Source organism: uncultured Aquimarina sp. (assembly GCF_947492965.1).
GTDB lineage: Bacteria > Bacteroidota > Bacteroidia > Flavobacteriales > Flavobacteriaceae > Aquimarina.
In genome coordinates this window covers 643,692-665,530 of sequence record NZ_CANLOZ010000002.1, presented here as the reverse complement: position 1 = coordinate 665,530, position 21,839 = coordinate 643,692, and the positions used below count along the sequence as shown (strand labels likewise).

16 protein-coding genes and 1 other RNA gene are annotated in these 21,839 nt (G+C 32.6%); 11 read left to right on the top strand and 6 right to left on the bottom strand.

What is annotated here, in order from left to right:
• Nucleotides 1–9 precede the first annotated feature (9 nt).
• The gene (locus tag Q1B37_RS07395) at nucleotides 10–1,323 is read right to left on the bottom strand and encodes a sulfatase-like hydrolase/transferase (protein ID WP_299897325.1); all 1,314 of its coding nucleotides are present in this window, start codon (nucleotides 1,321–1,323) and stop codon (nucleotides 10–12) included.
• Between the two features lie 192 nt (nucleotides 1,324–1,515).
• Between Q1B37_RS07395 and rnpB the strand changes: the two genes are divergently transcribed.
• From rnpB to bshA, 3 genes are all read left to right on the top strand, one after another.
• Nucleotides 1,516–1,835, top strand: an RNA gene (gene rnpB, locus Q1B37_RS07390) — RNase P RNA component class A.
• Between the two features lie 151 nt (nucleotides 1,836–1,986).
• Nucleotides 1,987–2,313: a hypothetical protein gene (locus Q1B37_RS07385; protein WP_299897323.1), complete on the top strand. Its 327-nt coding sequence runs from the start codon at nucleotides 1,987–1,989 to the stop codon at nucleotides 2,311–2,313.
• 163 nt (nucleotides 2,314–2,476) lie between these two features.
• The gene (gene bshA / locus Q1B37_RS07380; protein WP_299600966.1) at nucleotides 2,477–3,604 is read left to right on the top strand and encodes an N-acetyl-alpha-D-glucosaminyl L-malate synthase BshA; all 1,128 of its coding nucleotides are present in this window, start codon (nucleotides 2,477–2,479) and stop codon (nucleotides 3,602–3,604) included.
• A 70-nt stretch (nucleotides 3,605–3,674) separates the two neighbouring features.
• Here bshA and Q1B37_RS07375 read toward each other — a convergent pair whose 3' ends face one another.
• The 3 genes from Q1B37_RS07375 to Q1B37_RS07365 all read right to left on the bottom strand — a co-directional run bounded on the left by Q1B37_RS07375 (nucleotide 3,675) and on the right by Q1B37_RS07365 (nucleotide 5,764).
• Nucleotides 3,675–4,211 (bottom strand): hypothetical protein, encoded by a 537-nt coding sequence (locus tag Q1B37_RS07375; RefSeq protein WP_299897320.1) that lies wholly within the window; start codon nucleotides 4,209–4,211, stop codon nucleotides 3,675–3,677.
• A gap of 128 nt (nucleotides 4,212–4,339) precedes the next feature.
• A complete protein-coding gene (locus Q1B37_RS07370) occupies nucleotides 4,340–4,831 on the bottom strand; it encodes a hypothetical protein (protein ID WP_299897317.1) in 492 nt (163 codons plus the stop codon).
• A gap of 117 nt (nucleotides 4,832–4,948) precedes the next feature.
• Nucleotides 4,949–5,764 (bottom strand): DUF1338 domain-containing protein, encoded by an 816-nt coding sequence (locus tag Q1B37_RS07365; RefSeq protein WP_299897315.1) that lies wholly within the window; start codon nucleotides 5,762–5,764, stop codon nucleotides 4,949–4,951.
• A 160-nt stretch (nucleotides 5,765–5,924) separates the two neighbouring features.
• On the opposite strand from Q1B37_RS07365, the gene Q1B37_RS07360 reads away from it, so the two are divergent.
• The 6 genes from Q1B37_RS07360 (at nucleotide 5,925) to Q1B37_RS07335 (ending at nucleotide 14,869) form a co-directional block, all read left to right on the top strand.
• A complete protein-coding gene (locus Q1B37_RS07360; protein WP_299600979.1) occupies nucleotides 5,925–6,404 on the top strand; it encodes an Lrp/AsnC family transcriptional regulator in 480 nt (159 codons plus the stop codon).
• Nucleotides 6,401–9,322 carry an FAD-binding and (Fe-S)-binding domain-containing protein gene (locus tag Q1B37_RS07355; protein ID WP_299897312.1) on the top strand — a complete coding sequence of 974 codons (2,922 nt, stop codon included), beginning with the start codon at nucleotides 6,401–6,403 and terminating at the stop codon, nucleotides 9,320–9,322. The genes Q1B37_RS07360 and Q1B37_RS07355 overlap by 4 nt, the downstream gene beginning before the upstream one ends.
• A 191-nt stretch (nucleotides 9,323–9,513) precedes the next feature.
• Entirely contained in the window at nucleotides 9,514–11,613 is a 2,100-nt protein-coding gene (locus Q1B37_RS07350; protein WP_299897310.1) for a prolyl oligopeptidase family serine peptidase, read from the top strand.
• A gap of 162 nt (nucleotides 11,614–11,775) precedes the next feature.
• Nucleotides 11,776–12,327, top strand: a complete 552-nt coding sequence (locus tag Q1B37_RS07345) for a DUF4494 domain-containing protein (protein ID WP_299897306.1) — start codon at nucleotides 11,776–11,778, stop codon at nucleotides 12,325–12,327.
• A 158-nt stretch (nucleotides 12,328–12,485) separates the two neighbouring features.
• Complete coding sequence (locus Q1B37_RS07340; protein WP_299897303.1) at nucleotides 12,486–13,046, top strand: hypothetical protein; 561 nt, start codon at nucleotides 12,486–12,488, stop codon at nucleotides 13,044–13,046.
• A 158-nt stretch (nucleotides 13,047–13,204) separates the two neighbouring features.
• On the top strand, nucleotides 13,205–14,869 hold the full coding sequence (locus tag Q1B37_RS07335; RefSeq protein WP_299897300.1) for a serine hydrolase: 1,665 nt from the start codon (nucleotides 13,205–13,207) through the stop codon (nucleotides 14,867–14,869).
• A 174-nt stretch (nucleotides 14,870–15,043) separates the two neighbouring features.
• On the opposite strand, the gene Q1B37_RS07330 is transcribed toward Q1B37_RS07335, so the two are convergent.
• Together Q1B37_RS07330 and Q1B37_RS07325 are read right to left on the bottom strand one after the other, a co-directional pair.
• On the bottom strand, nucleotides 15,044–16,354 hold the full coding sequence (locus Q1B37_RS07330) for an esterase-like activity of phytase family protein (RefSeq protein WP_299897297.1): 1,311 nt from the start codon (nucleotides 16,352–16,354) through the stop codon (nucleotides 15,044–15,046).
• Nucleotides 16,355–16,408: 54 nt separating this feature from the next.
• Entirely contained in the window at nucleotides 16,409–17,263 is an 855-nt protein-coding gene (locus Q1B37_RS07325) for a UDP-2,3-diacylglucosamine diphosphatase (protein WP_299600996.1), read from the bottom strand.
• A gap of 411 nt (nucleotides 17,264–17,674) precedes the next feature.
• On the opposite strand from Q1B37_RS07325, the gene bglX reads away from it, so the two are divergent.
• Both bglX and gndA read left to right on the top strand, forming a co-directional pair.
• Complete coding sequence (gene bglX, locus Q1B37_RS07320) at nucleotides 17,675–19,912, top strand: beta-glucosidase BglX (RefSeq protein ID WP_299897294.1); 2,238 nt, start codon at nucleotides 17,675–17,677, stop codon at nucleotides 19,910–19,912.
• 9 nt (nucleotides 19,913–19,921) lie between these two features.
• Nucleotides 19,922–21,838: an NADP-dependent phosphogluconate dehydrogenase gene (gene gndA, locus Q1B37_RS07315; RefSeq protein ID WP_299897291.1), complete on the top strand. Its 1,917-nt coding sequence runs from the start codon at nucleotides 19,922–19,924 to the stop codon at nucleotides 21,836–21,838.
• The last annotated feature ends 1 nt before the right edge of the window (nucleotide 21,839 follow it).

Below are 21,839 nucleotides of genomic sequence, written 5' to 3'. Positions count from 1 at the left end.
GGTGTTATTTTATTGTTTTATGTTTATAATTGCTTCTTTTAATAAATTTAATTGTGCTTCGTCTTCTGTCGAAAGTGGTAGCTGGTTGTCATTTAATAAATTAGTGTTTTCCAAAGCATCGTTTTGTAAATTGTATAAAGCTTCACTACCATCTGCAAATAGGATGTACTTATGAGAGGCATTTCTTATGGTGTATTCATCATCATTGGTATCATTGCCTACTTCAGAATACACATACTCTCGAATTGAATTAGTTGAAGGGTTAGTTAATAGTGAAGAAAAGTTTTTACTGTCATGGATAGAAGAACTATTTACTCCTGCGAGATTTGCTATAGTCGCAAATAAATCTGTTGTACCCAAAAGTGATTCATCTATCGAATTAGTTCTAGTTACATTTTTTCCTGAAATAATCATTGGAACATTAATACCTCCTTGATATAATGAACCTTTTACTCTTCTTCTATTATATTCTTGTGCTACTTTACTAGGAGATCCATTATCTCCAATAAAAATAATTATAGTATTATCTCTTTCTGTTTCCGATAGAGAATTGAGTAGCCTTCCAATTTCGGTATCCATAGCCTCAATTGAAGCTAGGTAATATGGCAAAGGGTTGGCGTCAATAGTTGTTTCATCATTAGGAAGATCACCTTGAGAGTGCAAGTCCGATGGAGGAAGGTGAAAAGGAGTATGTGGTGCATTATATGCTAACCACAAGAACCAAGGAGATTCTTGATCATTAATCCAATTTATAGCAAGATCTGTTAGCTTGGTAGTAACATATTCTGTGGAGGTTGTATTTACTCCATTTTCATTTAGACTCCAATCTTCATAACTTCTAACTCCTCCAGATAATAATCCAGCGTAATATGAAATTCCAAAATTACCAGGTTCTGATGCTCCAGTACCAAGATGCCATTTTCCTACGATACCACTATTATATCCAGTAGATTTATTAGTTAAATACTGATGAAGGGAGGTTTCAGAAGGAGATAAATCATCATCTACTTTCAAAACACCAGTTCTAAATCCATATTTTCCTGTAAGTATACTAGCTCTAGTCGGTGTACATACTGGATATGACCAAAAATTGGTAAATCGAATACCATTATCGATCATGTTTTGAAGATTAGGAGTAGTAGGTTTTATGCCTCCAATGGAGTAACCTGGAGTAGCGTCAAGTCCCATATCATCTGCAATAATTAAAAGTATATTGGGCTTATTTGGTTCCTCATTCTCCTCACTTTGGGAGGTGTTGTTATCGCTACTGCAGGAAAATAAAAATATAGCGCAGGCTAATATAAAAAGCAAGTTCACTTTCATAAGGCAGGTTAGTTTTTGTTCTTAGACTTGGGAGAGTCATAAAGGTTTAAATAACAAGTAAATAAATATAATAAAAATCATTGTTTTATGAGAATTTTAAGAAAATTAATCTTTTTTATTAGTTGGATATCAAGGGTTTATTAATAGGTGAGTACGAACCTTAAAAAGCCATATTTTATAGTATATTTGCGGCAAGCAGATCACCTTATCGCCGTGTGCCGAACTTAGTTTGGAACAAGGAGGAAAGTCCGGACACCATAGTGCAGCATAGCGGGTAACGCCCGTCCGTCGTGAGACGAGGACAAGTGCAGCAGAAAGAATGTACAGGTAATGCTGTAGTGAAATCAGGTAAACTCTATGTGGTGCAACGCCATGTATACCAACGCTTAAGGGTTGCACGCCCAATGTTGGAGGGTAGGCGGTTGGATTCTAAAAGTAATTTTAGAACTAGATAAATGATAAGGATCTCATTTAGGTGAGTTACAGAATCCGGCTTATGATCTGCTTTTTATTCTTTATTTGGGCATACTGTTTGATGATTATTAATAAATACATCAGACCATGCTAAAAAAACTCTTCATAGTACTTTTTCTATATATTTCGAATACTACTTTAGCCCAACAAAATCCAATAACAACTAATGATTTTTTAGGTAATTGGAGTATGAAAAAATCCAATGAACATTTTCCAGATATTTATCTAAATAAGTTAAATAATATTACTAATTATAAAGGGCATGGTGTTAGTTTTTTCATAGGTAAATACACTGGTAAAAGAAGAATTAAGATTTTTACTTCAAAAAACCTTCCAAGACGATGCGGAAATTATAACAGACCATATTTTTCTAATGACTTCAGAAATCAAGATGTTTGGAAGTATGATTCTGATACGCAATTATTGATTGTCTTTGATTACAAGACTGATCAAGAGAAGAAGTTTAAAGTCAATAAAATAAGTTCAGAAGAATTAATATTAAATCGTATCGAATAAGATTTTACAACTCTTTTAACAATAAGCAATACTAATTTTCTTGTACATTGTGCAGCGTAAAGAAAATTGTATTTGTGAAATGCGCCATAAATATAGATCACTAATTCGATTCTACAATCATTGGCGAATTCCATCTAACCTACTTTAAAAATAGAATACATAGATGAATATTGCTATTGTTTGTTACCCAACATTTGGTGGTAGTGGAGTAGTTGCCACTGAATTAGGAATTGCACTTGCAAAGTTAAACCATCAAGTACACTTTGTTACCTATAAGCAGCCAGTTAGATTGGAATTATTAAATCCCAATATTCATTTTCATGAGGTAACTGTTCCAGAATATCCGCTCTTTCATTATCAACCTTATGAATTAGCACTTTCCAGTAAACTGGTTAATACAGTTAAAAAGTACAATATAGAATTATTACATGTACACTATGCAATTCCACATGCGTATGCAGGCTACATGGCTAAAGAGATTTTAGAAGAAGAAGGAATACATATTCCTATGGTAACTACCCTTCATGGTACTGATATCACACTTGTGGGAAATCATCCTTTTTACAAACCAGCGGTAACTTTTAGTATTAATAATAGTGATATAGTAACTTCAGTTTCAGCTAGTTTAAAGGAAGATACTTTAAGACTCTTTGATATTAAGAAAAAGATTGAGGTAGTTCCTAACTTTATTGATGCAAGCATTCGTAAAGCTGATTTTACCGAATGTCAAAGAGAATTAATGGCAACACCTGAAGAAAGAATAGTAACACATATCAGTAATTTTAGACCCGTTAAAAGAATAATGGATATTGTAGATATATTCTATAATGTTCAGAAAGAAATTCCTGCTAAATTATTAATGGTAGGAGACGGTCCCGAACGTGAATCTGCTGAAAAGAAGTGCAAGGATCTTGGGATTAAGGACAAAGTTATCTTTTTAGGGAATAGTAATGAGATAGATAAAATTTTGTGTTTTTCGGATTTGTTTTTACTTCCTTCAGAAAGAGAAAGCTTTGGATTAGCCGCTTTAGAAGCAATGGTTAATAAAGTGCCAGTTATATCTAGTAACGCTGGTGGAATTCCCGAGGTAAATAAAGATGGGGTATCTGGTTATTTAAGTGATGTGGGTAATATACAAGAAATGTCTACCAATGCTATTCGTATTCTTAAAGATGACGATACTTTAGTAAAGTTTAAAGAAGGTGCATTCCAGCAGGCGCTAAAGTTTGATATTGATAATATCGTTCCTATATATGTGGAGTTATATGAGAATGCGTTAGCAACTGTATAACAAAGCACCGTTGTCCATGACAACAGTGCTTTACAACTAAACAAAAATCAAATCAATTGATCTTTTATTATTAAAAAGTATATCTAGCGGCAATACCAATATTAACTCCAAAGTTATCTACGTCATTTACTCCTGCAGCATTTTCGATATTATGAATATCATAGGTAGGACGTATACTAAAAGCTACTTGCAACGGAAAATCGAAACGATAATCTACCCCAAAATCAGCACCTACATATGGGAAGAATTCACTATCTCTATTACTGGATATTCCTATACCAAAAAAACTAGTTTTGAAGTCTATATATCCGGCTCCAATTCCAGGACCTGCAAACCAGTTTAGGTTATCCCAGATATTATAACTCCAGTGAAAATATCCACCTCCTCTGTAGGTATTGATAAAAGAATTTGTTCTCCAGCTTAGATTTAAGTCGATTCTATTGTGCTCTCCAAATAATTGTCTTTGATAAGTGATTTCAGGACCGAATCCTTCATCGCCAACTACACCTTCTGATAATCGAATACCGATAGCATTTTTCGGGATATCCTGTGCGTGTGTAGAAAAGGTAGTTAGGATTAAGAATGCAACAAAAAATAATTTTTTCATGATTATAAGGTTTTTTTGAAATTTATCTTTTGTATACATTAGAATTAAAAGGTTAACATTTTAAAATAAAAAAATAACCCTTGGGTATAATTGCCCAAGGGTTATTCATTTTCTAAGTGTATTATTTTCTAGAACTTATACCGTGCACTCAGTCCTAAATTAAATATGATATCATCATCATTATAATCATCGAAATAAATCTCAGGTCTGAAATCAAGTGAAATTTGTAATGGGAAATCAAAATGATATTCAATTCCAACATCACCGGTAACGAAACCAAAAGGTTCCAGATCATCTCGGTTATCCAAATCATTATCAAAATCTACGAGACCACCACCGATTCCTGGACCTACATACCAATTTAAACCTCCATCGATGTTAAATACCCAATGATACATTCCTGTAAGTTTTAAGGCATTGTATCGATTTCTTCCTTGTACACCAAGATCTAATTCGATTCTGGTATCTGAACTTAATCGTGCTTGATAGGAGGCTTCAGCCCAAAAACCATCACTTTCGCTTAATCGTAAACCAATTGCATGTTCTGGAATGTCCTGTGCTTTTGCTGATAAGATAGAAGCCACTACAACAAGGAATGTGAATAATATACGCTTCGTCATTATGAATTTGTTTTTTGTTAATTTTCCTAAGTATAACGCTAGATGCCAATTTTTAATGTAGCAACATTACCTAAGATTTTGTTAATTTCATATGGGTACAAACGTAAATACCTGATTTTATTGTGTTTTTTGAAGTTTCATATCAGTACTTTCAAATATTTTATCTGCAGAATTGGCAATAAAACCAGTAAATAATTTTCCATTATCTTGTGTATATCTAAATGCGAACTCATAATAACAAGAGGTTATTTCTCTGATTCCTTCTACAAACTCCATTTCGATTTTATCCGCTAGAATACTAGATTGTTCTAAAAACTGCTCAGGAGTACCTTTGATTTCACCACCAGATGTATTCATTGCAAAACCATTGTCTTTCAAAAAATCATTTAAAAGATGAAGATTCTCAAAGTTTTTAAGCTTATTTACATCTACCGTGAAATGGTTAGAGCAAAATCCATTAACATACATCCAAGCGGCATATTCAGATTCTTCTTGTAAAGATTGATATATTTCGTAAGAAGGTGTTTCCCAAACTCGTCCTTTTAATATAAGATCGTCTTTATCAAAAACAGTTTGCTCACAAGCATCTAAAATCTTTTTTATGTTCGATTGTAGTTCTTCAGAAAAATGAGCGGTTAGTAATTGACTTATAAAAATCTTTGGAGCGTCTGGATCTTCTAGGTTTTCATAATGTTTTGCATAAAGCTTTTTAGCTTCAAAATGATACTCTCCCATTTCTGTATATCCCATTGATAAAAAAGGTTTGGCAATTACCTCTATGTTTGTTCTGGGGTCATCAAAAGTTCTAATAGCAATATGATCATTATATACAGTTTCATTTTCTTTTTCTAATAATGATTTAACTTTATGAGCAGAAGGTGTTTTATCAGCATACTGTTTCCATAGTGCTGAGAAAAAAAGTGTAGAATTCATTTTTATCTGTTTGTTTTTGATGTAAAAATACTACATTTGACTAGTATTATTGATGATATAAACTTATTTAACTGTTTATTGATTTTTTTTATGTCAAATTGATTTTGCTCGCAGAGAGGATTCTTTGTTTAAGTATAGATCTTTTAAAATTCAATTGTTTATGAGTCATTTTGATTACATAGATCAGCAGATTTTATTGCAAATACGTAAAGATGCGAGGAAACCATTTTCACAAATTGCTGAAGAATTAAAAATTTCTAATTCTCTAGTGCATCAAAGAATTAGAAAATTAAAAGAAAATGGGGTTATTGATAAAGCTGAATTTGTTATTGATGAAAAACGAATTGGCTATAAAACAAAGTCATATGTAGGTATTCGACTCAAAGAAGCTAGATATGCCAAGTCTGTAGTAGATGATCTTGCTAAAATTCCGGAGATATTAGAATGTAATTATGTTTCTGGTAATTATGCTCTTTTTATTTTGATCTTTGCTTTTGATAATCATCATCTTAGAAATATCTTGTATGAGCAAGTACATCAAATCGATGGGGTAGCAGGCACCGATAGTTTTATTTGTTTCGATACAAATTTTAAAAGACAAATCACACTAGATTCATTGGTAAAGGGACAAAGTATATGATACCAGAAAAAGATCTAAATGCCTTAAAAACTCAATTAGTCGGAGACTTAGCATTTGATACGCTTACGAAATCATTATATGCCACAGATGCTTCTGTATATAGGAGAATTCCAACCGCAGTTGCTTTTCCAAAAAACATAAGTGATTTAAAAAAGATTATAGCTTTTGCTAATAAAAATAACTGTGGTTTAATTCCAAGAACAGCAGGAACCTCTTTGGCAGGTCAATGTGTGGGAGACGGAATCGTAGTAGACGTTTCCAAGTATTTTACAGAAATAATAGCAGTAGATGAAGTAAAGAAGACAGTTACTGTACAACCAGGGGTCATTAGAGATGACCTCAATCGATTTTTACAACCTTATGGTTTGTTTTTTGGGCCAAATACATCAACTTCTAATCGTTGTATGATTGGTGGAATGGTTGGAAATAACAGTAGCGGAACTACTTCTATTCAGTATGGGGTAACGAGAGATAAGGTATTAGAACTGCAAACATTATTATCCGATGGGAGCGAGGTTACTTTCTCCGATATCTCCAAAGAGGAGTTTCTTCATAAAACTAAAGAAAACACCTTAGAAGGTACTATTTATAAGGAATTATATAAAGAATTGTCATCATCTGAGGTGCAGAAACATATAGAGGAAAATTTTCCAAAATCTGATATTCATAGGCGTAATACTGGGTATGCAATTGATGAATTGATTAAAACCAATGTTTTTTCCGAAGGTCTTAAGGATTTTAATATGTGCGATTTGTTGGCTGGTAGTGAGGGAACATTAGCTTTTACTACACAGATTACCTTACAATTAGATGTATTACCGCCGAAGGAATCTTTAATGATTGCTTCGCACTTTCATTCGATAGAAGACTGTTTATTAGCGGTAGCTCCGGTAATGGAACATCCATTATTTACTTGCGAAATGATGGATAAAACCATTTTGGATTGTACAAAGAATAATGTAGAGCAGCTTAAAAACCGATTCTTTATAGAAGATGATCCAGAAGCTATCTTACTTTTAGAATTAAGAGCAAATGATTTGCAGACCCTAGAAAAGCAAAAAACAGCACTTATAGAAACCATTAAAGCTTCTAAATTATCCTATGCGAATCCTATTTTATCAGGAAACGAAATACATCAGGCTTTAGAATTAAGAAAAGCAGGATTAGGATTATTAGGAAATATCGTGGGTGATAAAAAAGCAGTAGCTTGTATAGAAGACACAGCTGTTGCTTTACCTGATTTAGCTAATTATATTTCAGAGTTTACAGAGTTGATGAAGAAATATGATCAACAAGCGGTATACTATGCGCATGCAGGAGCTGGAGAATTACATTTACGACCAATTTTAGATCTTAAAAAGAAGACAGATGTTGTACTTTTTAAAAAGATTACAGATGATGTAGCAACCTTGGTAAAAAAGTTTAAAGGATCGATGAGCGGAGAACATGGTGATGGAATCGTTAGAGCTGGATATATTCCTTTTATGATTGGGAATGAAAATTATCAAATATTAAAGAGAATTAAGAAAGTATTTGATCCTAATCATATTTTTAATCCAGGAAAAATTGTGGATGCTTTTCCTATGGATGAACAGTTGCGCTATGAGATTGATAGAAAAGAACCAGAAATAGAAACCTTATTAGATTTTACGGATTCTTTAGGAATCCTTCGTGCTGCAGAAAAATGTAATGGAAGCGGTGATTGTAGAAAATCCGTAGAAGCTGGTGGTACAATGTGTCCTAGTTATAGAGCTACCAAAAATGAAAAGGATACTACACGAGGAAGAGCCAATGCATTAAGAGAGGTATTAACTAATAATACAAAGGCTAATAAGTTTGATACAAAAGAGTTGAAAGAAGTCTTTGATTTATGTATTAGCTGTAAAGGATGTTCTTCAGAATGTCCTTCTAATGTGGATGTAGCTTCGTTAAAAGCAGAGTTTGAGTATCAGTATCAAAAGGCTAACGGTGTTTCTTTACGAACAAAATTGTTCGCATATAATAACCGATTAAATGATTTGGGAAGAATTGCGCCTGGAGTCACAAATTTCTTTTTTAAGAACAAACTAACTTCTGGAATTCTTAAATCGACTTTAGGAGTTGCCAAAAAAAGAGAACTACCGCAGTTAAGTCGTAAATCTTTGAAAAAGTGGTGTCAGGAGAATTTAGCCACCTTGCAACCTCAAAATCCTATCAAAACAGTTTACTTTTTTGTAGATGAATTTACAAATCAGTTAGATACTGATATAGGAATTGATGCTATAGAACTACTAACCAGTCTGGGATATGAAGTATTAATTACTGATCACAAAGAAAGTGGAAGAACATTTATTTCTAAAGGATTGTTAGAACAGGCAAAGGAATTGGCTAATGAAAACATCGATATTTTTAGCAACATAATTTCCGAAAAATCACCTTTGATTGGATTAGAGCCTTCTGCTATATTAACCTTTAGAGATGAATATTTAAAATTGGCAGATAAAAAGGAAGAGGCAAAACAGCTTTCTAACCAAGTATTTCTAATTGATGAATTTCTGAAATCTGAAATTGAGTTAGGAAATATAACTTCAGATCAATTTAGTAGAGAGGAAAAAACAATAAAACTTCATGGTCATTGTCATCAGAAAGCATTATCTAATATTCAAACAACGTTTGTATACTTAAATCTTCCTAAAAATTTTAAAGTAACGATCATACCGTCAGGTTGTTGTGGTATGGCAGGATCATTTGGATATGAGAAAGAACATTATGATGTAAGTATGCAGATTGGAGAACAAACCTTATTTCCCGCCATTCGAAAAGCTCCTGAAACTACTGTAATTGCAGCGGTTGGAACGAGTTGTAGACATCAAATCAAGGACGGAACAAAGCGAGTAGCCAAACATCCTATTAGTATTTTAAGAAATGCTTTGAACTAATAAAAGATGTATAAAAACACGAATACATTTCTTTTGATTAGAAAATCACATTAATCAATATTTACTTATTAAATATGTTTTTTGTGGGAAACATGGTAACAATAATCCAATTTGAAACACTAATATCTGGAAGTACAATATTAAAGATTTATTAAACTTCTAAATGTTATATAATTACAAAAAAATAAATAATGAGAAATATAAAATGTTCCTTTATAGTGACCTTTTTGTTAATATCCAGACTATTGATAGCTCAATCTTCTGAAATCGAAGATCCATATATTTGGTTAGAAGAGGTAGAAAGTAAAAAATCTTTGGAATGGGTAAAAACACAAAATAAGATTTCTGAAAAAAGAATAACTTCTAATCCACTTTTTGAACCATTAAAAGAAAAGTTATTAAATACATTTAATGATAAAGACAAAATTGCTTATCCATCTATAGTTGGGGATTATGTTTATAACTTCTGGACGGATGAGAAGAATGAACGAGGTCTTTTAAGGAGAATGCTTTTTAAAGACTATGTAAATCATAAGAACGATTGGGAAACAATTCTCGATTTCGATGAATTGTCAAAAAAAGAAAAAAAACAATGGGTTTATGAAGGTGTTTCTTGGCTAAAACCAGATAATAAACTATGTCTAATTACACTTTCAAATGGAGGAAAAGATGAAAGTGAAATCAGGGAGTTTGATATAGAGACTAGATCATTTGTACAAGATGGTTTTGTATTGGGGGAAAGTAAAGGTGGTGCTTCCTGGATTGATCGAGATCATTTATTGGTATATAGAAATTTTGGCAAGGAATCCTTAACAGAATCAGGATATCCTAGACAAGCAAAAATTTGGAAAAGAGGAACTCCAATCGAAGAAGCTAAAATGATTTATGAAACTGATAAAAATCGAATAGGAGTTTTTGGTCAAAATTTTTACCGCAATGGAAAAAAGATTACTATTATTCTTAATGCCAAAACTTTTTATGAATATGAGGCATACTATTTACAGAATAATAAATTGAAAAAGATTGATATACCTTCTGATTCGAATATTTATGGTTTTTTTAAAACTGAAGCTATCATAGACTTGCAATCTGATTGGAATATTAATGGAAAAGTGTTCAATAAAGGTTCTTTAGTGAGTTTTGATTTAAACCAAGCATTGGAGGGAAAATTTGACGTAAAAACGATCTATAAACCTAATAAGACCTCTAGTTTCACTTCTACTTCTATTTCCAAAGATTTTATTATCGTTAATACAATGAATAATGTGAAAAATGTTCTTTACAAATATAAATTCGAAAACAATTCTTGGGCTGGAAAAGAAATTGAAGCACCGAAATTGGGAAGTATTTCACTTGGTTCATCGAGTATGGGAGAAAATAATAGATATTTTTTTACTTTCAGTAATTTTATTACTCCGACGACATTATATTTTGCTAACAATGACGATATAAAAATATTTAAGAAGAATAAAGATAACTTCAATACATATGGGTTAGTAGTAAATCAATATATGGCTACTTCAAAAGATGGAACTTCCATTCCGTATTTTATTGTTCATAAAAAAGATATTATTTTAAATAGCAAAAACCCGACATTAATTTATGCTTATGGAGGTTTCAATTCAGCTAGTCGACCTAGTTACAACACAAGTAGAGGAATTGGTTGGATAGAGCAAGGAGGAGTATACGTTTTGGCTAATATTAGAGGAGGAGGTGAGTTTGGTCCTGATTGGCATCAAGCAGCTTTGAAAGAAAAAAGACAGAATGCATATGATGATTTTTATGCAGTCAGCGAAGATTTAATTAAAAAAGGGATAACATCACCTAAACATTTAGGTGTTTATGGCTGGAGTAATGGTGGTTTAATGGCTGGAGTGGTTTTCACGCAAAGACCTGAGTTGTATAACGCTGTTGTCGTAGGTGCACCATTATTGGACATGAAGCGCTATTCTAAATTATTGGCGGGAGCTAGTTGGGTAGCAGAGTATGGAAACCCAGATATTCCAGAAGAATGGGAATATATCAAAAAATATTCTCCATATCATAATATACTAGAAGATAAAAAGTATCCAGAAGTACTCTTTGTAACGTCTACTAAAGACGACAGGGTTCACCCAGGTCATGCTAGAAAAATGGCTGCTAAAATGATGAATATGGGGCATCCTTTTCTTTACCATGAAACAGTTGAAGGAGGTCATGGAGGTGCATCTACCAATGAACAAAGTGCGGATATGTTAGCTACGATTTATACGTATTTACATTTAAAATTAAGTGAGAATCAAAATAATTAGTTAAGGAGATATACAAGAGAAAGAATTTGTAATCTAATATGAAAGCTAAAAGCTTAAATATTTAAAATCAGTTTAATATAAAATTGTGAATATCTAATCCTAAAAATCATATAAAGAACTTTTTTTAAGATATATATTTGGCATCCTAAAAAAACGAAATATATGAGTCCTACTTGGTATGAATGTAAAGTAAAGTATAGAAAGATAAATGATTCTGGTGTACAGAAGGTTACTACAGAACCTTATTTGGTGGATGCAGTATCCTACACTGAGGCAGAAACAAGAATCAATGAAGAGATGTCGGCCTATGTAAGTGAAGAATTCATTATCACCAATATTAAGGTTGCGAATTTTGCAGAAATACACCCTTTTGAAAATTCGGATCGTTGGTTTAAATCTAAAGTTTCTTTGATTGCTTATGATGAAGAAAGTGGTAAAGAAAGAAAAACAAATATGTACTTATTAGTACAAGCCAATGATGTAAAGGAGGCGTTTGATAATACCAATAGTGTTATGAAAGCTACAATGGGAGATTATACTATCCCTGCAATTGCTGAATCTCCGATTATGGATGTGTTTCCATATTTTACAGGAGAAGAAGAGCAATTAGAAAGATTTAAAGCACTTAGAGATTCTATTCAAACGGTAGAAGAAGTAGAAATAGATAATAGTGTTCCTGCAGCTCCAGGTTTTATTGGAGAAGAAGAGGAGTAAGATCTTTATAAATGGATAAGCTTCTTATCCTAATTAATAAGTTAAAAGTTTTTGTACATGTGCTATTGAATGCACAATACAAAAACTTTTTTGTGTTTAAAGGGTAACAATATTTTTTGTTGTTGATATAGTGGTATAAAACCTAAAAACTTAAGACAATGAAAAATTTAATTTTAAACAATTTGTTAGTATTTCTAAGTATAACTGCAATTATTGGTTGTACTAAGGATGAAGAAGTTATTGATACAGCTGTATTAGAAGCACAAGAATTAAGAGAGCAAAGACAATTATTAGAAGCATCAGTAGCATTCTTAATAAACACAGACTCTATTTTGGCAGAAAGAAAAATCGAAACAGTGGAAGTGGTACGTTTTGATAGTGATTACAAAGCTTTAGATTCTTATGATGTTCATGGAAAGAGCTTTGTAGATGACGGAGAAGGGTTTGATGTCAAAAAAGGAGATGGTATTTATACAGCACTGGTAATTTCTGATCAAACTGATATTTTAGAAGCTAAATTGGCTACAAACGATGAATTTAAATATGGAGATAGATTAGATGGTTTATTAGAAACAAGAAAGTTAAAGATTAAGATAAAAGTAAAATGTCGTGCGACTTCTAAACAAGAAGGAGAAAGTTTATTTGGATTTTCATGTGAGAAGTGGGGAGGATGTGTAGAATTCGAAGATTGTAAAGTTGAAGTAGAAATAGAATTGTAAAATATCGTTTAATTCTGGTTAGTTAGTTTGATCAACCTTAAAAGAATCTTGCTTTTAGGGTTGATTTTTTTTTAAATATTTCGGTAACTAATTTTTTATTTAAGCGTCATATATATAACAATATTAAAACAACCACAATCAATCAAAATATCAATCACATGAAATCATTCAGAAAAATTAAAATTCTATCAACTTTGGGATTATGTCTACTGCTTACATATTCCGTTAATGCTCAGAACTTAGAAAAGCAGTTAGATGATATCGTTTCTTCTGTGTATTCTGTAGAAGAACCAGGTATTTCTATTTTGGTAGCCAAAGATGGGAAAGTTGTATATCGTAAAGCTTTTGGAAAAGCAAATCTAGAATTGGATGTTCCCTTAAAACCCGAAAATGTATTCGAAATAGGTTCTATTACAAAGCAGTTTACTGCCGTTGCTATTCTGATGCTAGAGGAGCAAGGGAAACTGAAAATCGAAGATGAGATTACAAAGTACATACCTGATTATCCAACCAAAGGAAAAAAAATAACCATTCATCATCTATTAAATCATACTTCAGGAATTAAAAGTTATACTGGAATGGGGAATTTTATGGAATTGACCAGACAAGATATGACACCAACAGAATTGATCGATGTGTTTAAAAATGAACCTATGGATTTTAATCCAGGAGAAGAGTTTAGATACAATAATTCGGGATATATTTTATTAGGACACATCATAGAGGTAATTACAAAAGATACCTATGAAAATTTTATAGAGAAAAACATTTTTGATAAAGTTGGTATGAAAGATTCTTACTACGGTAAAATGAGTCAAGTAATAAAAAATAGAGCTTCAGGGTACAAACAAGACAAGGGTTCTTATTTAAATGCAGATTATCTTAGTTTAACTTTACCATATGCTGCTGGATCTTTAATGTCCACAGTAGATGATTTGTTAAAATGGCAAAATGCTATCAGTGCTAATACATTGATCAAAAGAACGAGTTTGGAAAAAGCGATTTATGGTTCTAAACTTAATAATGGAGATGATATTAATTACGGATATGGTTGGGGAAAAACAAATATACAAGGAGCTAAAGGATATGCGCATAGTGGAGGTATTTTTGGTTATACGACAAATGGGATCTTTTTAGAAGAAGAAAATGTATATGTTATAGGGCTTACCAATTGTAACTGCAAAAATGTAGGAGAGATTACTACCAAAGTTGCAGCTACGGTAATAGGAAAACCTATACCTGATAAAAAAGATGCTATTTCATTACCGGAAACAGAGTTGAAAAAGTGGGTAGGTGCTTATGAGTTTGATGGAGGTGTTATACGTCATATTCAGTTAAAAGATGGTAAGCTATTTAGCCTTAGAGAAGGAGGACCAACACAAGAATTTGAAATTTATCCAATGAAGGACGGATCTTTTATTTTCGATGATGGTACCATTTCTTATAATTTTTCGATGACTAAAGATGGTAAAAGACAAACTATTTTTAAAACATCAGATGAAAGTTCATTAGGTAAAGGTATCGATAAAGCTCCTCCTGCGGGAAGAAAAGAGATTTCTGTAGGTTTAGATGTTTTAAAAACATATACCGGCACTTATGAATTACAACCTAATTTCTTGATTGATATTACTGTAGAAGGAAATTCAATATTCGCTACCGCAACAGGACAACCTACATTTGAAATTTTTGCAGAATCTGAAACTAAATTTTTTCTAAAAGTTGTACCAGCAGAAATTACATTTAATAAAGATAAAGAAGGAAAAGTAGAAAGTTTAACCTTGAATCAAGGAGGCAGAAAAATGCCAGCAAAAAAAGTGAAATAATTGTATGGGAGTTTCACGGGTGATAATAGTTCTTAATTCGTAAGAACAATATCATTTTTTAGACTAATTAGTAGGAAAAGCGGAATTGAAATAATAAGTTTTCAATTCCGCTTTATTGGTTGTAATTAAGTCTATAAAAAACTTAATTCTGATATAAATAGTTGGTTTAATTTATTAATTGTTTAGAGGAGTATCAAGTTTAATCATGTATAGAGAACTGGCATCTATAGTTGGAGTTTCTCCAGGAAGGATTTTTTGTTCTATGATACCATTATCATCTTCATCTGTAACTGCAAAATCATCATCATTTATACAGCCTAATGTGTGGTTATCAATAAGCCAGATACCTTCTAATTTATCATGTGGATATCCAGTCTTTTGAACCAAATCAGCAACCAATGTTTTGGTTACAGGAACAATTCCAGCATTCTCGATTTCGGACCAGGTAGATTCTTCTAGTGTTTTCCCATTAAGTAATAAACCAAATTCATCTTCATCATTTGCCGAACTTACATCTGTAGCACCAGAAATATTGATTTTATACAAATGCTTTTGTACAGGTCCTTCACCAGAAAATTTACCATCTCTTTCGATAACAAGAAATTCTGTAGACGATAATCCAACGATTTCTGAATTCGATAAATTCGTATTCTCTTGTCTATATAGATATTGTTTGGTTTTTCCGGTTCGTAAATCAAATAGTAAAATTCTAGTAAGATCTGTTTGTATACGTTCTGGATTATATATAGTAGATTGCATAATCCCTGCTAATGTTCTTTGATCAGGAGTGATTCCTAATCCTTCCATTCCTCTATTAGGTCTACGTTTTGCAAATACAGCAGGTATTTTTCTACCGCCGTTACCTTCATTTATACCGTATGGAGAAATACGTTCTAATTCTACTCCATTAGCAGAATAATGAACGATATGAGGGCCATATTCATCAGATACCCAAAAACTGCCATCATGTAGTGCTACTAAACCTTCAGCATCTAAACCAAAATCATCAAAAGGTAATTGATTTCCATCAATGTCATAAGGGATTTCACCGGTAGCACCTTTACCTTCAGGATTCGGAATTCCAGAAATTGGGTTGCCATTAGGATCTTTTAGAAGAATTTCTTTTTTTAAAACGATTTCACCATCATTCGTGACAGAAAATAATCCAATTCTTGGAGTGTAGTCTGAAACTGGAAACTTTTTTCCATCAAGAAAATCAGTATTTGGTCCTCTATCGGTAATAGCATAAAATTCTCCCCTTCTCCTGGGATGAGCTGTTGCAGCAGAACCATAACCTCCATTCCTAATTTCTACATCTTCTTGAGTGGTTGTTAATACTTCGAATGGTAATTCATATTGTATATTTTCTTCCAAGACTAATTGAGGAGGAACAGAAATAGGACTACCAGAATAATCATCTAAGTACTGACAGGATACAAAAAGAGTTAACACTGAATATAGCAGTGCGGTTTTAAGAGTTTTCATAAGTTTTAAGTTTAGTTATGTAATTAAGAAATTGTGTAAATTCTATAATTATGGTTAGTACTTTTTTTCAAGGAATGAATTCAAGAAAAATGAAGGTTGTAATCCTTCCAGATCAATTGCTACATTATCAATCTCTTCATTTGACTCTTCGATATAGGTCTCTAATTGTAATTGTTGGTAATGAACAAGTTTCCATTCTTTATCGTGGTATTCAAGTGAGGTAAGATTTTCTATCCAATCCCCAGAATTTAAATATAGACATGATCCGTTCTTATCTTTATAGGTTCTCATTTGAGGTTGATGAATATGCCCACAAACTACATATGAATATTTATTTTGGATAGCCAATTCTGCTGCTACTTCTTCAAAATCATTGATATACTTGACCGCTTTTTTTACGCTGTTTTTTATTTTTTTGGAAAGAGAAAATTTTTCTTTTCCCAGGCGTATCAAAAACCAATTGATACATTGGTTTAATAATATTAACATATCATATCCCCATCCTCCTAATTTTGCTAACCATTTTGCATTTTGAATAGAAGCATCAAAAATGTCTCCATGAAAAAACCAAGCTTTCTTACCATCTAGTTCCAATACTAATTTGTCTACCAATTTAAAGTTACCCATAGTAGTATCACTAAATTTTCGCAACATTTCATCATGGTTGCCAGTAATGTATACCACTTCTGTGCCCTTAGAAGCTAGGGTGATAATTTTCTTTAAAATTTTTAGATGAGGTTTAGGGAAGTATCTTTTTCTAAATTGCCAAATATCTACAATGTCTCCATTAAGGATTAATACCTTAGGTTTAATACTATTTAGGTAGTTCAGTAATTCTTTTGCCTGACATCCAAAAGTTCCTAGATGAACGTCAGAGATAACAACGAGGTCTACAGTACGTTTTTTCATAAAAATGACTTACTACTACAAATAAACTATGAAATGGTTAAAAAATAATTAACCGATTATGAGCATATTGTTATCTGTTCTTGAACATTTTAAGTCATTATTACCAAAACATTAAACAGATATTATTATCAAAAAGTTGTAAACAACTAAAAACATAATGAATCGATACTTTTTTGATCAATTCATTAAAAAAGACACTATTTCATTGTGGATTATATTTCTATATACTTTCTTAACAATGCTCCAATTGGTTTGTTTTGCTTTTTTCTTATCACAAAGTATCTATAAATTCGTCAACCAAATCTTAACAGTATTCTTACTGAAATGATTTAGATTTCTTTACACTAATACAGATACACTATGCTCATTTTTTCAAGGAAAATTTATGTTTATCAAGTGGTGATTTTAAGCATGATCTTTTTGCTGTCATCATGTAATTCTGAAGTAACGATCACAGAAAAAAAAGGTGAAGTAGACGATCCAATTGAGGCTAAAATAGACAGTATTGTATCTAAAATGTCTTTGGAAGAGAAAATTGGTCAAACTGCGCAAAGAGGAAAATCAAGTAGAGTTAAAGAATTACCAAAAGATTTAAAAGATGCCGTTCGAAAAGGACAGATAGGTTCTTTTCTGAATATCATGAATAAAGAAGATGCAAAAGAATTACAACGAATAGCCGTAGAAGAAAGCCCTAGTAAGATACCATTAATTTTTGCACGAGATGTAATTCATGGTTTCAAAACAATTTTCCCCGTTCCGCTAGGGCAGGCGGCTTCGTTTAATCCGACGCTAGTTCAGGAAGGTTCTAGAATTGCCGCTATTGAAGCTAGCACTTATGGCATAAGATGGACTTTTGCGCCTATGTTGGATATCTCTAGAGATCCGAGATGGGGTAGAATAGCAGAGTCTGCTGGAGAAGATCCATATTTAACAAGTGAAATGGCAAAAGCCTACATCAATGGGTTTCAAGGGGAAGATTTATCATCTCCGACAAGTATGGCAGCTTGTGCCAAACATTTTATTGGATATGGAGCTGCAGAAGGAGGAAGAGATTATAATACAGCGAATATCAATGATAATTTATTGCATAACGTTTATTTAAAACCGTTTAAATCTGCAGTAGATGCTGGTTCTTCCACTTTTATGACAAGTTTCAATGATCTCAACGGAATTCCAGCTTCTGCAAATTCTTATGTGTTGAAAGATATTTTAAGAGAACAATGGGGATTCGACGGTTTTGTAGTAAGTGATTGGAACTCTATTAAAGAAATGGTGAATCATGGATTTGCAAAAGATCAGAAAGAAGCAGCAGAAAAAGCAATAAATGCAATGTTAGATATGGAGATGACCAGTACTGCTTATCAAGATCATCTTAAGGAGTTAATACAAGAAGGGAAATTTTCTGAAAAAGAATTAGATGTAATTGTAAAAAACATTCTACGAATTAAATTTAGATTAGGATTGTTTGATAATCCGTATTTTGATCCAAATGATACGGTTTTGTATGCTAAAAATCATTTAGAATCTGCACAAAAAGCAGCAGAAGAAAGTACCGTATTGTTAAAGAACAGTAATCAGGTATTACCCATAAATTCTAAACAAAAAATTGCAATTATTGGCCCTTTGGCGGATGCTCCTCACGAACAGTTGGGCACATGGACATTTGACGGAGAAAAAGAGCATACTATTACTCCTTTAAACGCTTTTGAAAATGATAATCAATACACAATAGCGTATACTAATGGATTATCGTACAGTAGAGATAGATCCACCAAAAATTTTCAAAAGGCAGTTTCTATAGCAAAATCATCTGATGTGATCTTGTTTTTCGCGGGAGAAGAAGCTATTCTATCTGGTGAAGCACATAGTAGAGCAAAAATCAATCTGCCGGGAGAACAAGAAGCATTAATAGATGAACTACACAAAACAGGAAAGCCAATTGTATTAATATTAATGGCAGGAAGACCAATAACCTTAGAAAATGTAAAAGACAAAGTAGATGCAATTTTAATGGCGTGGCACCCAGGAACAATGGGAGGACCAGCTTTAAAAAATATGATAACAGGAGTAGTCTCTCCTTCAGGGAAATTACCTGTTACATGGCCAAAAGAAGTAGGTCAAATACCTATACATTACAATCATAAAAACACAGGAAGACCGGTAATTCCAGAAGAGTTCGTACAAATGGATTCTATTCCTATTGGTGCTTGGCAAAGTTCATTAGGAAACACCTCTCATTATTTGGATGCTGGATTTTTACCAGAATATCCTTTTGGGTATGGATTGAGTTACAGTCTTTTTACCTATTCTGATATTTCTATTTCTAATAATACTCCAAAAATCGGAGATACAATCACAGTAAAAGTAACCGTAACGAATGAAGGGAATAGTACAGCTAAAGAAACTGTACAACTATATTTCCGTGATATGGTAGGTAGCATTACCAGACCCGTAAAAGAATTACTTAGATTTCAGAAAATAACATTGGGCGCAGGAGAATCCAAAGAAGTATCTTTCACATTTGTTACTGATGATCTAGCTTTTTATGGACCTGACAAAACATGGATTACGGAACCTGGTGATTTCAAACTTTGGATAGCAAAAAATGCTTCAGATGAAAGTAATGTATTAGAATTTACCATAGAATAATTATCTTATATGCAGAATGCTATAGTCTATATTGTATTTGGAGTTTCCGGAAGTGGTAAAACTACAGTTGGAAAAGCTTTAGCAGAAAACTTAGGGATTCCGTTTTATGATGCAGATGATTTTCATCCCAAGGAGAATATTCAAAAAATGTCTGATGGTTTCCCATTGAATGATATAGATAGAGGACCTTGGCTACAAAAATTGGCAGATGCAATTTCTGAATGGAATACAAAGGAAGGAGCGGTATTGGCGTGTTCTGCTTTAAAAGAATCCTATAGAAATACCTTGCAAGGTGTAGGTCCAAATTATATAAAATGGATTTTTTTGGAAGGAAGTTTTGAGCTTATTGCAAACAGGTTGGAGGCTAGAAAAAATCACTTTTTTAAGAAAGAAATGTTGGTTTCACAGTTCGAAACTTTGGAAAAGCCAAAAGGAGGTATTGTTATTCATATTGATAAAAGTATAGATCAAATCATAAATGAAATTAAATCCAAGTTGAATACGAACAAATCAGAAATAGGATTGATAGGGTTGGGAGTTATGGGTAAAAGCTTAGCTAAAAACCTGTTATCTAACAATTTTAGACTCTCTGTTTATAATAGACACGTCGATGGGATCGAAGTAGATGTAGCAAAGAGGTTTGTAGAAGACCAATCTGAAAACGATACTGTTTTAGGTTTTGATGATTTAGAAAAATTCGTAAACTCTATAGAACAACCTAGAACGATCATGGTAATGGTCAATGCTGGTAAACCCATTGATTTAGTAATAGAAGCATTAATTCCATTATTATCAAATGGAGACTGTATCATAGATGGAGGAAATTCTCATTATAAGGCTACCTTAGAAAGAAGTGAAAAATTGGCTAAAAGTAACATTCATTTTTTGGGTACCGGAATTTCAGGAGGCGAAGAAGGTGCATTAAAAGGACCTTCTATCATGCCTGGAGGCGCTAAAGTGGCCTATGAAAGATCTGGCAAGTTCCTAGAAGCTATTGCTGCGAAAGATAAAAGCGATCGCAGTTGTTGCACGTATATAGGACCAGATGGATCTGGACATTTTGTAAAGATGGTACATAATGGTATTGAGTATGCCGAAATGCAACTTTTGGCAGAGACTTATCATTTATTAAGATTTTATCTTTCTAAAATTCCTATTGAAATCTCTGATATATTTAAGAATTGGATAAACAATGGTGCGCAGAGCTATTTACTCGAAATAACGGCAGATCTTTTATTAAAAAAAGAAAATGAGGATTTTTTGATAGATAAGATTTTGGATAAAGCAGGGCAAAAAGGAACTGGAGGATGGTCCACAGTTGCAGCTTTAGAACTGGGAGTTTCTTTACCAACGATCTCAGAATCTGTAATGGCTCGTAATGTTTCTGGAATCAAATCTAAAAGAGTAGAAGCCTCAGAAATATATAAATTAGATAAAAGTCAATGCGACTTAGATGAGGAAACGTTTATCAATAATTTGGAAAAGGCTTTTATCGCTACAAGTATTATTAATCATCATATTGGTTTTGAATTAATGCAGGAAGCTTCGACTACGTATCAATGGGAATTAAATCTTTCGGAAATAGCTAGAATATGGACTAATGGATGTATTATACGAAGTACCATAATGGAAAAGATTTCAGAATTATTTCTTTTAAAGGATCAATCTTCTTTACTGCTTTTTCCGTCCATTGTTCAAACTTTAAAATCTAATGTAACCGCTCTTTCTGAAGTAGTAAGTGCTGGTTTAAAATCTGGATATCCACTTCCTGTATTGTCATCCGCGATCAACTACTTTTATAGCTATACATCTGCTCAATCATCAGCGAATATTATACAAGCGCAACGAGATTATTTTGGGGCGCATACCTATCAAAGAGTTGATAAACCTCTGGATCAATATTTTCATACAAACTGGAAAAGCTAAT